Consider the following 16,267-nt stretch of genomic DNA (forward strand, 5'->3'; position numbering starts at 1 on the left):
ATGAGCGAAACAATTATTTTAGGAATTGAGTCATCTTGCGACGATACTTCTGCTGCAATTATAAAAGGAAATCAAATCTTGTCCAACATTGCTGCCAATCAATCTATTCATAATGAATATGGCGGTGTTGTACCAGAATTAGCATCCAGAGCGCATCAGCAAAATATAATTCCTGTGGTTACAAAGTCTTTTTCCAAAGCAAATATACAACAAAATGACATTTGCGCCATAGGTTTTACACGCGGACCAGGATTATTAGGATCACTTTTAGTAGGAACTTCCTTTGCTAAATCTTTGGCTATGAGTCTTAATGTTCCTTTGATAGAAGTCAATCATCTTCAGGCGCATATTTTGGCACATTTTATAGATGATGCTAATCCTGTACCTCCACAATTTCCGTTTTTATGTTTGACGGTTAGTGGAGGTCACACAATGATTGTTTTGGTTAAAGATTATTTCGATATGGAAATCATCGGAAAAACCATAGACGACGCTGCTGGAGAAGCTTTTGACAAAATCGGAAAGATATTTGACCTCGATTATCCTGCAGGGCCTATTATTGATAAATTAGCGAAAGAAGGTAATCCTGACGCTTTCAAATTCAACAAACCGAGATTAGAAAACTACGATTATTCTTTTAGTGGGATTAAAACTTCTGTATTATATTTTATTCAAAAAGAAGTGAAGAAAAATCCTGATTTCATCCAAGAAAATCTTAATGATCTTTGTGCATCGGTGCAAAAATCAATCATAGAAATTTTAATGTTAAAGTTAGAAAAAGCAAGTAAAGATCTTGATATTAAAGAAGTGGCGATTGCAGGTGGCGTTTCTGCCAACTCGGCGTTACGACAAGCGATGCAAGACAATCATGAAAAGCTAGGTTGGAATATCTACATTCCGAAATTTGAATACACCACCGACAACGCGGCAATGATCGCAATGGTTGCCAAATTGAAATACGAACGTGGCGAGTTTACAGATCTAAGAACGACAGCAACGTCTAAATATGATTTGTAAAGTTGATATGATGACTTTTTGATTGATAATTAGTTGCACCAAGTCAAAAACTCAATTACTCTTCTTTTAACATTAAAAAAATTCAATAAAAATAAATTCTAAACCATGAAACTTTTCTTCGGAACCATAGACAACAACACCGTTACCATCAATGATGAAGAGCAACAACATATCATCAAAGTCCTTCGTATAAAAGACGGCGAAGAAATCTATGTGACGGACGGAAAGGGAAAATTAGCCCTCGGAACATTAAAATTAGAAGGTAAAAAAGCCCATCTTAATGTTATCGAGATTAAAGAAAACCAAGCCGATTTTTCGCCGAAACTTCATATTGCAATTGCGCCAACTAAAAATATTGATCGTATCGAATTTTTTATTGAAAAAGCAACAGAAATGGGTATTTCTGAGATTACGCTAATCAACACAGAAAAGACCGAACGTAAAAATATCAATATCGACAAATTGAGAAAACAAAGCATTGCGGCGTCTAAACAAAGCTTGAGATTTCATTTTCCCATAGTTAATGATTTAACAAAATTCTCTGATTTTATTAATTCTTTGGATCAACAAAACACTTACGTAGCGCATTGCCACGAGAATCTTGAGAGAATTAACCTTAATGATATCAAAAATCTTAATCATAAATCCATCACTTTTCTCATTGGTCCCGAAGGTGATTTTTCTGAAAAGGAAATTGCTCTTTTAGCCGAAAAAAATATCAAAGCTGTGTCACTCGGCAATCAACGATTGAGAACAGAAACCGCTGGTGTTTTTGTTGCCGCATGGAATTATTCTTTGATGTAAACTAGGACTCTTTAAGGTATTGTTCTAAGATTTCTTTGCCACTTTTGATAGAATTAACAGCCCAATTAATTCTGGTTTGTAGTAATTTTTCTTGATTTAATTTATAATCAATATTAGAATTAATCAGTTTTTGCTTGAGGTCATACATACAAATTGCAGCCGCAACAGAGACATTAAAACTTTGTGTAAAACCATACATTGGGATGGCTAAAGTTTCGTCTGCAAAATCCAATAATTCATCCGTTGTCCCTTCCCACTCTGTCCCAAAAACCAAAGCTAGTGGCTCTGTAGGTTGATAATCTGGTAACATCGTGGCATTACGCTCAGGCGACACAGCAACAATCTTGTAACCTCTATCTCTTACTTTTTGAAGAGATGCGATTTCTCTTGGCATTTTCTCTACTTGCACCCACGTGTCTGCGCCTTTTGTAACGCGAAGATTAGGATCAAAAATATTTTCTTTTTCTAAAGCTACTACTTTATGAAAACCACAAGCTTCTACAGATCTCAAAATTGCAGCAGCATTCCGAAATTGATAAACATCTTCTACGACAGGTAAAATAAAATCAGAACTCTCTGATGAAAAATGATTAATCTTAGTAAGTCGTTCTTCTGTCAAAAATTGCTGTAAATACTGATAAGTAGCTTCTAAATTCATACTGCAAATATAAAGATTAGACTTTAATCTCTAAATATTAAAGCCTAAATATCAAAATCAATATCAATAATAAAGTCTAAAAAACAAACTAAATCTTAATATAATTGCGAAACAGAAAACAAAAATCTCATATAAAATAAAACATCATAGTCAATCAAAGTCATTATTATAAATCTATAATTTTACACGATAATAATAATAGATTTTGTAAATTTACGTCTATAAAAAAAGATTAATTATTTGGCCTTAAATACAATCTTACAAATAGAATTATCCATCTTAATATCAAGAAAAATCCAAGCATGATTGTTTCTAAATTATTCGATCCCAAAATTAGAAAAACAGTACATTATTCTCTAATACTGTGTATTTTGTTGATTCAAATAGCTATTGCAGGATTCATCTATACAGAATTCGACAGCAGAAAGAATCTAACTTTTTTGCAAAATCAATTAAAAGATGTACAATCCTTAGAACATCTTACGGATAACTCTAGAGATGAGCTTTTTATTTCTCAAGAATATTTCCAAAAATACTTATCAACCTCTGACGAAAAATATCTGGAGTCTTATTTTAATACTGTTAACAAATTATCAAAAAGCTTGGATAGTATTAACAGTTTTAAGTTTAAAAATCCTGAGCTGAATAAAATTTTAATCGTACAAAGAAAAGATGCTTCCGGGCTAAAGCAGATTAAATACCTTATTGATTCTACGCAAAATTACACGCAAAACACAACCAAAAGTCAACCGAAGCAATTACCGAAAATAAAAAAATATCATTTTGATTACGATCTAGATCAATACGATATAAAAACAGAAACGTATAAAGATACAATACAAAAAAAAGGTCTTTTTGGTAGGTTGAAGGATGCTATAACAGGTACAGAAAATGTTAGAAAAGACAGTACTGTTATAACAATGAAGCAGAACAAAGCTAAAGATGCTTCTAAAATGAAAAGCGATCTAGATAGCCTCGTTAACTCGGTTGATAAATATTATACCAAGCAAGTTAATAAAGTAGAAGTCACAATACAAAATAATCAAAAACAAGACAACCTAAATAATCTAAATAAAAATAATAGCGACAATTTTCATAAAGCCTCAATAAGCCTTCTACTCTACACCAATAATCTCATGAATCTATATGAATTCGGGATTAAAACAGCCAAATCTGATCTAGAAGAAGAACACAACAAGCAGACTTCTATTAATAATACCATCAGAATGTATCTTGCAATTGGGTTGATTGTATTGATGTTTATTGTTTCAATATTAATCATGTATTTTACCAGAATGGCTTTCATCTATGAGAAAAACCAAGATGAAGCGAATGCACAAATCAAAGAAAATCTTAATTTCAAAAATAGAATTTTGGGTATGTTAAGCCATGAGCTAAGATCACCGCTTAAAATTATTGATATTTTCATCAACAGAATTAATAAAAAAACCACAGACAACACGATAAAAGATTATTTAAAGTCAATTAGCTTCACCAATAATACCTTACTGATACAGGCTAACCAAATTTTAGAATACACAAAAAACCAACAAATAGAGAACAAATTAATTCCGGTAACATTCAATTTAAAAAATGAAATTGAATCTATTTTAAAATCCATAGAGCCTTACATAGAAACAAGAAATAATCAATTAATCATTATAGACAATATAGATCCTAATATCACTGTATTTTCTGACAACAATAAGATTAATCAGGTTTTTATGAACATTATTGGGAATGCTAATAAATTTACAGAAAACGGAAAAATCTCTGTCACCACAACTACCGAAACAATTGATACCTCTACAATATCTCTCAATACGACAATCACAGATACAGGCGTAGGAATCTCCGAGTCTGATCTAGAAAAAATCTTCGAACCTTATTATCAAGGCGTATTGTCTGATAAAATCGAAAATCTAGGCGCAGGATTAGGCTTAAGCCTTTGCAAAGAAATTGTAGAATTATATGCTGGCAAAATATCTGTAACCAGTAAAACAAACAAAGGAACGACTGTAACGTTCTCTATTAAATTAAATCTTAAAAATTAGTCACTTGGATAAAACTACCACTTTTTTACTTGCTGATGACCACAGCCTAATAAGACAAGGCATAGAAATTCTTATAGAAGATGTTGGTTTTAAAGGTAATATTTTACACGCCTCTAACCTATCACAATTATTAGAAATTGTAACAACACACCCCGTAGAAATCGCTATTATTGACGCCCATTTTCCGGATGGGAATAGCCTAAACATATTACCAGAAATTAGACGTATAAAACCTGATATCAAAATCATGATGTTTACAGGAGTTGATGAGAACACACAAGCTCTTAAATATATTAATGCTGGGGCTAATGGTTTTATCAGTAAATTAAGCGACGAAAAAGAAATCATGCAAGCCATTCTCAAGATGAAGGAAGACGGAGAATACATTTCGCCGTCCGTACAATCCTTACTCATGAATTCTATCAGAAATCGCAGTCTTGTAAATCCTCTTTTTAGCTTAACAGAAAGAGAACTAGAAATCGCGAAAATGTACGCCAAAGGTTATGGTAATCTAGAAATTGCAAACAACCTTAATATCAAACAAAATACGGTAAGCACCATCAAAAAAAGAATATTCGATAAATTAAATATCGATAATATTGTAGAGCTTATCGATCTAATGAAAGACCATCACTAATCTAACAGTCATTAGCCTTTTATTATTGTAGATAAATATCTACAAACCGCGCGACATTTATCTAAAGGTTTTATAATAAAACTTTATCAAGAACTTAATAAATTTGCAGTATCGAAAAAGTCTAACAAAGCAATACGTTAGTCCGGATTCTAAAAACACAAACACTTGATAAAGGTTCTACTAACACAAATGATGGAACGATTCCTGCGAAACTTTTCGCAGGATTTTTTTTGTATTCACTTTTAGTTTACTTTAGATACACAATGATTGACTTAAGACTTCTGCTTTTCATTCAATGTATAACTTCGTTAGCCCATAAGCAATCCAATCTGAGTTCAAATAAAATTCTTAACTAAAAAAAGCGAAACCTTTCGATTTCGCTTTTTTATATTTTTTGAATAATCAAGATTAGGAATTATTTTTTCCCACCTTGTTTCTTTTGTTGTTCCTGAGCTTGCTCCATCATCTCTCTCATACGTTTCTGGAATTTACCTTCAGGTTTAGGCGCCTTTTGTTTATTTGCCTGGATCTGAGCATGGATTTTCTTTTCGTCCAAGATAAAATATTTAATCACCAAAATGATTAGAATGTTAATTGCATTGGAGATAAAATAATACCAAGAAAGACCAGAAGCAGACGTATTTAAGAAGAATAAGAATGTAATCGGGAAGATGTACATTAATACCTTCATATTAGGCATCCCTTCTTGAGTTGGTTGCTGCATATTACCAGCAGTCATCATTGTATAAATCAAAATAACAACCGTACACGCAATTGCAAAAACACTTAAGTGATCTCCCAACAATGGTACATTAAATGGTAATTTTATTAAGTCATCATAAGCCGTAAGATCATCTACAAACCAGAAGCTTTTCCCTCTAAGATCTAACATATTCGGGAAGAAACGGAATAAAGCATAGAATAAAGGAATCTGAACCAACGCCGGCAAACATCCAGCCAATTGATTAACACCTGCTTTCCTGTAGACAGCCATTGTTTCTTGCTGCTTTTTCATAGGATCTGCATCCTTATATTTTTTGTTAACCTCGTCAATCTCTGGACGGATCACCTTCATCATTGCACTTAGCTTATGTTGCTTGTACATGATTGGTGACAATATCAACTTAATAAAGATCGTCATTAAGAAAATTACCCAACCTGCTGCAATCCCCCAAGATGAAATCAGATCATACATCGGGATGAAAACATGTCTATTCAATGATCCTATTAATGACCATCCTAATGGTAAAATTTCTTCAAAATTCTTATTGTAAGATTTAAGTAAAGGAAGATCTAATGGCATAAAATACCATGTAAAATCTTGGTTAAACTCGCCGCCTGAGAAAGCAACTTGACCATCGTAATTAAATTTCTTTAAGAATTCTCCTTCTTCAATATTTTCCTGAAAACCTTTAGATTGCGTAAAACCATGTTGCGCTTCTATCACTGCTGTAAAGAATTGTTGTTTTACACCAATCCAGTTAAGCGTTTCTTTAGTCTCATCCATATCAGAACGTGCATCATAATCATATTTTTTATAATTATTGAAAGCATAAACAAACTCTGTATGTGTCTGCTCTTGTGCACGACCTTTTTCTGACTCTCTAACGTTATAATTCCACTTAAATGTAGCTTTATTATCAGATGTTACATTAGCAAGACCTTGTGTTCTTACTTTAAAATCTAAAGCATATTTAGCATTCAGAGTATAGATAAATTGGATAACCGCACCATTTAACTGGCTAGATAATGTTACTGTATTACCTGCAACCGTTGGCGTAAAAACAAGGTCTTTGGTATTAATTAATTTACCTGTTTTATCTTTAAACTCGAAACCATATTCTGCATTATTATTACTGAAAAGGTAAAGAGGTTTATCTTTTTTAACTTTATCATAAGCGTTAAACTGATTAAGTCTAACAGAAGTTACCTGACCTCCAACGCTAGAAAACTCAAGACTAAGCTCATTATTGTTAAGGTTAACTTTTTGGATCGCATTGGGCGACACATTATCATTAAGATTAGTAGCCGTACTTGGCTTAGATGCGGTAGTTTGTTCAGTTTTATGCGCTTGTTGGGCAATTTGTTCTTGTTCTGTAGAAGCTTGCTTATTTTGAAAATAAAACATAAAGCCAATCAAGATCATCGACAATACTCCGAAGCTTATAAGCTGATTTTTGTCCAGTCCTTTGTTCTGTTGCATTAATATGAATTTTAGATTTTAGATTTCGGATTTTAAAATGAATATCACTCCATTTTATTATTCAAAATCAAACTTAGTATTTGAAATTTTTAAGATGACAAAAATAAGATTTATTTTTCAGATAAAGACCTTTACTTCACTAATCTTTATCACCCTCATAATAAGACGAATGACCTAAAGAATTACTTTAGGTCATTGTGTTAGTTTTTACTTTTTAGTTTTAGCAGCAGCAGATATCAATGCCTTAAAGAGTGGATGTGGTGTTGCAACCGTACTCTTATATTCTGGATGATATTGTACGCCGATATAAAAAGGATGATCTTTCAATTCTATTGTTTCTGCCAAACCTGTTTCCGGGTTTTGTCCAGAGATAATCATATCGTGATCTTCGAATTCTTTTTTATAATCAGAATTAAATTCATAACGATGTCTGTGTCTCTCAGCAATAGTTTTAGCGCCGTAGATTTCTGCTAATTTAGAATTAGGTTTCAGAGCACATTTCCAAGCGCCAAGACGCATGGTTCCACCTTTATCAACAACATTTTTCTGTTCTTCCATGATAGAAATAACTGGATCTGGCGTTGCTGTATCAAATTCTGTACTGTTAGCTTTCTCATGCCCAAGAACAGTTCTCGCGAATTCTACGGTCATAATCTGCATCCCAAGACAGATACCTAATGTAGGAATCTTATGTTCTCTAGCATATTGAGCTGCAATGATTTTGCCTTCTATGCCACGATCGCCAAAACCTGGAGCGATCAACATACCGTCAATATCATTAAATGTTTCTGCTAGATTATCTTTGTTTAGATCTCCACTATATACCCATTTTACATTAACTTCAGTTTCTTGATCTGCGCCTGCATGGATAAAAGCTTCTGCAATAGATTTGTAAGAATCCTGAAGCGATACATACTTCCCTACCAAAGCAATATTCACACTTCGTTTTGGGTTTTTATATTTCTTAAGGAAGCTTTTCCAATCTTTAAGATCTGCTTCTTTATTAATAGGAAGATTAAGCTCTTTAAGAACAACTTCGTCAAAGTTCTGTTTTTGCAAGTCAACTGGCACTTCATAAATCGTATCCATATCCTTACATTCTATGACATTTTCTAATGCAACGTTACAGAATTGTGCAAGTTTCGACTTGATATCTTTAGAAATCTTGTGCTCGGTTCTACAAACCAAAACGTCCGCCTGGATACCACTCTCCATCAATTGACGAACAGAATGTTGAGATGGTTTTGTTTTCAGCTCTCCACTTGCGGATAAATATGGCAACAACGTAAGATGGATAACCATAGAGTTATTCTTACCTAACTCCCATTGTAGTTGTCTTACACTTTCGATATAAGGCAAAGACTCTATATCGCCAACAGTACCACCAATTTCTGTAATAATAATGTCATAATTTTTCTTTCCTAAAATCTTGACACGACGCTTAATTTCATTGGTAATATGCGGAATAACCTGCACGGTTTTCCCTAGAAATTCGCCTTTGCGTTCTTTATCGATAACGGTTTGGTAAATTTTCCCTGTGGTTACAGAATTGTTTTGGCTAGTTTGGCTGTCCAAAAATCTTTCATAATGTCCAAGATCAAGGTCGGTTTCTGCACCATCTTCAGTCACATAACATTCGCCATGTTCATAAGGATTAAGCGTCCCGGGATCTATGTTGATATAAGGATCTAGTTTTTGGATAGTAACGTTAAAACCGCGAGATTTTAACAAAAGTCCCAGCGACGCGGAGACGATTCCTTTACCCAGTGAAGAAGTTACACCTCCTGTTACAAAGATGTACTTCGTTTCTTTTTTACTCATTAGATTAGGTTTGTGCAAAGTTAAAACATACGGACTTAATAAGCAATTTAGCAGTCTTAAATATTTTATAATTCTTCGTAATAGCCTATTTTAGCTGAAAATATTTAACATGAATTTCGATATTCAATCGGACAAAGCTATTTCTTCAGTGTTTTTAGAACTTCAAAAAGAAAATTTCTGGCAAGCAGCAACGTATATACAAAGTCTAAACTACAAACGAAATTCTGACAAAACCAATCCACTTGCTGTTTTGGAAGATGGTTACGGGACTTGCAGCACAAAACATGCTTTGCTAAAACGTCTAGCAGATGAAAATCAAAAATCAGATTTCCAATTGATGTTAGGTATTTTCACCATGAACAGATATAATACGCCTAAAGTAGCATCTGTATTAGATCAATATCAATTATCAGAAATCCCCGAAGCTCACAATTATCTAAAATGGCATCATCAGATTATAGATTTCACAAGCACAACTTGGCGCAAAGAGAACTTCGAGCCTTTTCTTCTAAAGGAAATCGAAATTCAGCCAGAACAAATCACAGATTTTAAAGTTAAATTTCATCAAAACTTCTTGCAAGATTATCTTGACCAACATCCAGAAATCCCCTACTCTTTAGAAGAATTATGGAAAATCCGAGAAGAATGTATTAACATTTTATCTCAATAAAAAAGCACTCTGATTAGAGCGCTTTTGATTCTTCATTACTTTATAATTAATGAATATGTTTTTCTGCGTGGTAAGAACTCCTTACCAACGGCGAACTTTCTACATGACGGAAACCTAGACTTCTTGCAAAATCTCCATATTCATCAAATTCTTCTGGAGAAATAAAACGTTTTACAGGCAAATGTTTTTTGGTTGGCTGCAGATATTGTCCCATGGTGATGACATCAACATTAGCGTTTCTAATATCTTCAATCGTCTGGAAAACCTCATCTTTTTCTTCTCCCAATCCTAGCATTAATCCCGTTTTGGTACGATGTTGTCCCGCTTCTTTCATATAACGTAAGACTTCTAGACTTTTCTCGTATTTAGCTTGGATTCTCACTTCTCTGGTTAATCGCTTTACGGTTTCCATATTGTGAGAAATAACTTCTGGTGCTACTTCTATCAATCTATCGATATGCTTAGTCACCCCCTGAAAATCCGGAATAAGAGTTTCTATCGTCGTTCCTGGAGAGATTCTTCTTACAGCATTAACCGTCTCTGCCCAAAGGATAGATCCCATATCTTTAAGATCATCTCTATCTACAGAAGTTAATACGGCATGTTTAATCTTCATTAATTTGATAGAACGGGCTACTTTCTCAGGCTCATCCCAGTTAACATCCAGAGGTTTCCCAGTTTTTACACCGCAAAATCCACAAGATCTGGTACAGATATTACCCAGAATCATAAAGGTTGCCGTCCCTTCTCCCCAACATTCTCCCATATTGGGACAACTTCCACTTTGGCAGATGGTATTCAGTTTATATTTATCTACCAAGCTTCTTAGCTCTCGGTAATTTTTTCCGGTTGGTAATTTTACACGAATCCACTTGGGTTTTTGTGTCGTTGTATCTTCCATTTTATCTAAAAAAATTAAAATAGGGATTAGAAATCCGCTTCATTATCTTTAAGCAATTCTGCCAATACTTTCTTGGCTCGCATAATCCTCACTTTGGTATTAGCCACGGAAAGATTAAGCTCTTCTGCAATTTCTTTAATACTTTTTTCCTCAAAAAATCTCAATCTTATAATATCTTGATTTTTCGCATCCATTGTCGCAATAATCTGAAGAATTTTTTGTTGTTCTTCTGCGGAGATCAGAAGCTCTTCTGGCGATTTGGCATAGACATTTTTCACTTCATCCAAGCTATCACTGCTATCCTCATTCTCCCTACTTTTCTTACGCCAAAAATCAATAATCGTATTTTGGGCTATGGTCAAAATCCACGTTTTGAACTGAAAGTTAGGATCAAACAAATCTAACTTAGACAAGACTTTAGAAAAAACATTTACGGTAATCTCGTCTGCATCATTTTCATCATTAAGCTTTTTCATTACAAACGAAAACACGTCTACCCAATAGAGATTAATCAATTGGGTTTGGGCTTTCTGATCCTTTTCTTTAGCCTTCTGAATTAACAAAAATAATTGCTCTTCTCTCATTAACGACAAGCAAAGATACAAAATATTAAGTCTAGACAAATCCTATATTAGTCATAGAAGTTAACGATAATTACAACTCTGATATTGCTAAAATCCCATCCTATCAACAAGAATATTGCTACAACAACATCCCGAAACTTCTAGTTCTCTTTTATAATTAAAATCTTATCAATTATGAATTAAAATAATTGAATTAACAAAAATAATTTTCCCTTATCAAAAGCTAAATATTTAATGGAATGAAAAATCCCTAAAAGCCACTGCTTGTTAGAATGATTTTAAATAATGACAACGTCTATTATACCGTTTTATAATTGCTTAATTTTGTTAGCTTTTACTTAGTCTATATTTAATTCAAAATTTAATCATAAAAACTATGAAATTCTATAAATATCAAGGAACAGGCAACGATTTTGTAATTATTGATAATCGAGAGCTAGATTTCCCAAAAGAAGACACTCAATTGGTCAGCAACCTCTGTGACAGACGCTTTGGTGTTGGCGGAGACGGATTAATTTTATTAGAAAATGATACAGATTATGATTTCAAAATGGTGTATTATAACTCAGATGGCAACGAAAGTACCATGTGCGGTAACGGCGGAAGATGCATCGTGGCATTTGCTCATTTTCTAAATATTTTCCAAGAAAAAACAAGTTTTATCGCGATTGATGGCATGCATGAAGCAGAGATTAAAGATGGTATTGTAAAACTCAAAATGATAGATGTTGAAAAAATCTTTTCGGACGAAGATAATTTTGTAGTCAACACTGGATCTCCACACTTTGTACAATATGTAGAAGATGTAGAAAACTATGATGTGTACAATAATGGTAAAAAAATTAGAAATAATAACACTTATAAAAAAGATGGCATTAACGTCAATTTTGCAAGCCAACTTTCTGAGGACGAATTATTTGTAAGAACATACGAGCGTGGCGTTGAAGACGAAACTTACAGTTGTGGGACGGGAGTTACGGCAACTGCTTTAACTTTTATGAAAAACTTACATCTAACCGCAGTACGCGTTAAGGTTATTGGTGGGAATCTTAAGGTCTACGCCGAAAAAAATGGAGATGGTTTTAGTAACATTTGGTTAGAAGGTCCTGCAAAACAAGTTTTTAGTGGACTTATCAAATTTTAAGATCATTCTTTTTCACATTAATTAATTCAAAAATGAAAAAAACATTAGTCATTGTTGTTATTATCGTCCTTATTGTAGGCGGTTTTTTCGGTTTTAAATTTTACAGTAAATATTACGGAAATAATGTTGTGAAAGATGGCTTCGTGCTCATCCCTCAGAATGCTCCATTTAAACAAGTTATGGATTCTATCGCACCATATCTTTCTAATCCAGGCAACTTTGCTGCCGTCGCTAAAAGTAAAAACTTATTAGATCACATAAAATCTGGTCGATACGAAATTAAAAAAGGCGACAACAATACGGCATTGGTTAATATGATTAAAGCAGGAAACCAAACGCCTAACAATTTCAGAATTAAAGATTTTGATGATGTTTACCAGATGATTGGTCGTGTTTCTAAGAAAACAGAATTAGATTCTGCACGATTCGCCAAAGATCTTGATGCAATCGCCAAAGATAAAGGTTACAATAATGCCGAAGATCTTAAAAAATATTTTTTCAATGACACTTACCAATTCTTTTGGACAGTGACGCCTAAGGAGTTTTTCAGCAAATTTGATGAAGAATATAAGCAATTCTGGACCGCTGAAAGAGTTGCCCAAGAAAAGAAATCTGGCTTAACAAGAGATCAAATATACGCTCTTGCATCTATTGTATATAAAGAATCTGGTGGTAAAAAAGACGAGCAAAAAACGATTGCTGGATTGTACATCAACCGCTATAAAAAAGGAATGAAATTACAAAGTGACCCAACCGTTATATACGCCATTAATAAGGCAAGTAATTTTACAAAACAAATAAAAAGAGTCTATTACAAAGATCTAAAAGCCCCATCGCCTTATAACACTTATGCTAATGCAGGCATACCTCCAGGACCAATATGCATTGTTGATAAAAACGCACTAGATGCAGTTCTTAATGCCGAAAACAACAATTATATCTATATGTGTGCCGATCCATCGAGATTTGGCTTTCATAAATTTACAGATAATGATGCTGAGCATGCCAAAAATGCAAAAGCATATCAGGATTGGCTTAACACAAAACAAATAAAATAATTTTTCAAAAAAAAATAAAAAACCGATGGATTATTACAATCCAGAAAACTAAAATTTATGATAACAACAGAAATCAGAAACATTATCCAGAGAAGAACTTTGGGGCTTGTATTTGTCCTTGGTGCGGCTAGTTTCGCTTTTGCACAACAGCAACAGCAAAAAATATCCATAACAGGAAACGTACAAAACTCAGATCATGACGGCGTTGGGTATGCTTCTATAACTTTCATTAATAAAAATAATTCTCAGCTTAACGATGCGATCTTAACCAACCTAGATGGTAACTTCAAGATTGATCTAGTCCCTGGTAACTACGATATCAAAATAGAAGCAATAGATTACAAAACGAAAACTCAAAATTTTAGCATTAGCCAAGCTGGTCCTATTTCTACAATCATAATAGAATCCGCACAAATTGCGAAGCTTAATAACACTACGCAGATAGATGGCGTTATCATTACCGCAACAGCAGCTAAACCTTACCGTGTAGAACTTGACAAAAAAACCTATGATCCTTCTGCAGATATTGTAAGCAAAGGAGGAAGCTTACAAGATGTTCTATCTAATGTACCTTCGGTTTCTGTTGATACGGATGGTACAGTAAGTATGAGAGGAAGCTCTAATGTCAAATTCTTAATTAACGGCAAACCGTCTTCTTTACTAGGAATTGATGATGGTGCTAATGCTCTACAATCTATCCCTGCAGATCAAATTGAAAAAATTGAAGTCATTACCAATCCTTCTTCAAAATTTGAAGCAAGTGGAACATCAGGTATTCTTAATATCATTCTTAAGAAGTCTAAAAAAGCAGGCTTCAATGGTAGCGTTACTGGATCTTTAGGTTATTTCCCAAGAACCAATCTTAACACTAATCTTAGCTGGAAAAAAGACAAACTAACCGTCTTCCTTAACGGTGGCGGTGGTTACTCAGAAAGCGAAACCAAAAATGAAAACGATACTTATTTTAATAATGTAAACGTTGTCGGTAACTCTACATCTATCCTTCAAAGAACTAAAAACAAGAATAAAGGCAGTAATTATAATGCAACTACTGGTATCGTTTATGATTTTGATGACAGAACATCAATAAATGTTTCTGGTACAGTTAGGACTTTTGAAAGTGATAATACCTCATTATTAAAATACGATTACACCAACTTCCAAATGGCAGATTCTTTTAGAAATCGTAATCAGGATGGTCGTAATGTTAACTTAGCTTTCCAAGGTGATATTGGGTTGGATCATAAATTTGATGATAAAGGTCAGAACATTTCCTTATCATTTAGTGCGCAGCGTAACCGTTCTGTTAATAAAAATAATATTGAAGAAACCAAAAATGATATTTTCCAACTTGAAGATAATATCTGGAGAAGAACGCTTAACAAAACCATTATTGGTAAAGCTGATTACGAACTTCCAATCGGTGAAAAATCTAAACTTGAAGCTGGTTATCGTCTAGATATTAACAACAACGATTATAACAATACTGTTAATAGTACGTCTAACAACCCGATGATTCCTTACTATAATAACGTAACGAATTACAAAGAAATGTTTAACTCATTCTACGTACAGTTTAAGAGTAAGTTAGGCGAAAAATTAGCATATCAATTAGGCTTAAGAGACGAAATATCAAAAGTTGATATCGATTACAGAAATTTAAAAGATACACGTCCGCATAACACCAAGAACTACAATAATTTTTTTCCAAGCATCTATCTAAGCTATGATATCGCAAAAGGAAATCAGTTATTATTGAATTTCTCTAAAAGGATAGATCGTCCAAGATCTTTCTTCATGGTACCATTCCCTAATTACTCTGATAACCAGAATATCTTCGAAGGTAATGTGGATCTCAATCCATCTTATGTTAACTCTTTCGAGTTAGGTTATAGCTTACAAAAGGGCAAAATCACTTTTAATCCAACATTATATTATCGTCATGCAACAGATGATACCAAGATGTTGGTGTATCGTAACGACGAAAGGCTAGATGTTTTCTACACAAAACCGATTAATCTAGGAGATGATGATCGTTATGGATTGGATCTTAACTTCAACTATGATCCTTTTTCTTGGTTAAAATTAATGGGAAGTTTAGATGTCTTTGGATACAAAACAACAGGAATTGCTAACTTTTCTGCTTTAGATAAAAACGGACTTGAAGTTAACAGAAGCATGGACTTTACTGGTGATGGCTTTTCTACAAGAGCTAGGTTGAATTCTACCTTTAAGTTAGATAAAACCTTTAGTGTTCAGCTACAAGGATTCTACCGAGGAAGTCAAAAAGCTGCTAATCAAAATACATCTGATATGTACGCGATTAATCTCGGCGCTTCTAAAACAATCTGGAAAGGCAACGGTACCATTAACTTTAACATACAAGATATTTTCAATACAAGATCTAGAGAGGTGTATAGTTTCAACTCTGATTTTACAAGAAGAAGTTATATGCAATGGCAGCCAAGACAGTTTAGTTTATCATTAACGTATCGTTTTAAGCAAGGTGAAAAGATCGATCAACCTAAGAAAAAAAGAGAAATGAATAACGAGAACGGCGGTGATGACCAACAAGGGCCAATGTAATTATATCAATTTAATTTGAAATAAATTTTTACTTTAAAATAAGAAAATACCTCCAAAATCTGGAGGTATTTTTATGATTAGAATATGCTTAAGTTGCAATTTTACAAACAAATAAAAATTCTTTTTTTTT

General features: G+C 33.5%; 13 protein-coding genes. 8 read left to right on the forward strand and 5 right to left on the reverse strand.

What is annotated here, in order from left to right; all coding sequences use genetic code 11:
* Together tsaD and ACQQ6V_RS08120 are read left to right on the forward strand one after the other, a co-directional pair.
* Window positions 1–1,017, forward strand: a complete 1,017-nt coding sequence (tsaD, locus tag ACQQ6V_RS08115; protein WP_448845035.1) for a tRNA (adenosine(37)-N6)-threonylcarbamoyltransferase complex transferase subunit TsaD — start codon at window positions 1–3, stop codon at window positions 1,015–1,017.
* A gap of 105 nt (window positions 1,018–1,122) precedes the next feature.
* On the forward strand, window positions 1,123–1,821 hold the full coding sequence (locus tag ACQQ6V_RS08120) for an RsmE family RNA methyltransferase (RefSeq protein ID WP_448845036.1): 699 nt from the start codon (window positions 1,123–1,125) through the stop codon (window positions 1,819–1,821).
* Window position 1,822: 1 nt separating this feature from the next.
* Here the strand turns inward: ACQQ6V_RS08120 and ACQQ6V_RS08125 are convergent, their stop codons facing one another.
* Entirely contained in the window at window positions 1,823–2,479 is a 657-nt protein-coding gene (locus ACQQ6V_RS08125; RefSeq protein ID WP_448845037.1) for a TrmH family RNA methyltransferase, read from the reverse strand.
* A 302-nt stretch (window positions 2,480–2,781) separates the two neighbouring features.
* On the opposite strand from ACQQ6V_RS08125, the gene ACQQ6V_RS08130 reads away from it, so the two are divergent.
* Complete coding sequence (locus ACQQ6V_RS08130; protein WP_448845038.1) at window positions 2,782–4,533, forward strand: sensor histidine kinase; 1,752 nt, start codon at window positions 2,782–2,784, stop codon at window positions 4,531–4,533.
* Between the two features lie 4 nt (window positions 4,534–4,537).
* On the forward strand, window positions 4,538–5,170 hold the full coding sequence (locus ACQQ6V_RS08135; RefSeq protein WP_448845039.1) for a response regulator: 633 nt from the start codon (window positions 4,538–4,540) through the stop codon (window positions 5,168–5,170).
* Between the two features lie 415 nt (window positions 5,171–5,585).
* Here the strand turns inward: ACQQ6V_RS08135 and yidC are convergent, their stop codons facing one another.
* Window positions 5,586–7,373, reverse strand: coding sequence for a membrane protein insertase YidC (gene yidC, locus ACQQ6V_RS08140; protein WP_448845040.1), 1,788 nt, complete (start codon window positions 7,371–7,373; stop codon window positions 5,586–5,588).
* A gap of 207 nt (window positions 7,374–7,580) precedes the next feature.
* A complete protein-coding gene (pyrG, locus tag ACQQ6V_RS08145; protein ID WP_448845041.1) occupies window positions 7,581–9,194 on the reverse strand; it encodes a CTP synthase in 1,614 nt (537 codons plus the stop codon).
* Between the two features lie 109 nt (window positions 9,195–9,303).
* Between pyrG and ACQQ6V_RS08150 the strand changes: the two genes are divergently transcribed.
* Window positions 9,304–9,864, forward strand: coding sequence for a hypothetical protein (locus tag ACQQ6V_RS08150; RefSeq protein WP_448845042.1), 561 nt, complete (start codon window positions 9,304–9,306; stop codon window positions 9,862–9,864).
* Between the two features lie 46 nt (window positions 9,865–9,910).
* On the opposite strand, the gene lipA is transcribed toward ACQQ6V_RS08150, so the two are convergent.
* Window positions 9,911–10,765 carry a lipoyl synthase gene (lipA, locus tag ACQQ6V_RS08155; RefSeq protein WP_448845043.1) on the reverse strand — a complete coding sequence of 285 codons (855 nt, stop codon included), beginning with the start codon at window positions 10,763–10,765 and terminating at the stop codon, window positions 9,911–9,913.
* A gap of 26 nt (window positions 10,766–10,791) precedes the next feature.
* Window positions 10,792–11,349, reverse strand: a complete 558-nt coding sequence (locus ACQQ6V_RS08160) for an RNA polymerase sigma factor (RefSeq protein ID WP_448845044.1) — start codon at window positions 11,347–11,349, stop codon at window positions 10,792–10,794.
* A gap of 376 nt (window positions 11,350–11,725) precedes the next feature.
* Here ACQQ6V_RS08160 and dapF point away from each other — a divergent pair, with 376 nt between their 5' ends.
* From dapF to ACQQ6V_RS08175, 3 genes are read left to right on the forward strand one after another with little or no spacing between them, the layout of a single operon-like run.
* A complete protein-coding gene (gene dapF, locus ACQQ6V_RS08165; RefSeq protein ID WP_448845045.1) occupies window positions 11,726–12,493 on the forward strand; it encodes a diaminopimelate epimerase in 768 nt (255 codons plus the stop codon).
* A gap of 32 nt (window positions 12,494–12,525) precedes the next feature.
* Window positions 12,526–13,551: an endolytic transglycosylase MltG gene (gene mltG / locus ACQQ6V_RS08170; protein ID WP_448845046.1), complete on the forward strand. Its 1,026-nt coding sequence runs from the start codon at window positions 12,526–12,528 to the stop codon at window positions 13,549–13,551.
* 57 nt (window positions 13,552–13,608) lie between these two features.
* A complete protein-coding gene (locus ACQQ6V_RS08175) occupies window positions 13,609–16,137 on the forward strand; it encodes a TonB-dependent receptor domain-containing protein (RefSeq protein ID WP_448845047.1) in 2,529 nt (842 codons plus the stop codon).
* Window positions 16,138–16,267 lie beyond the last annotated feature (130 nt).

Source organism: Chryseobacterium electrogenes (assembly GCF_053553015.1).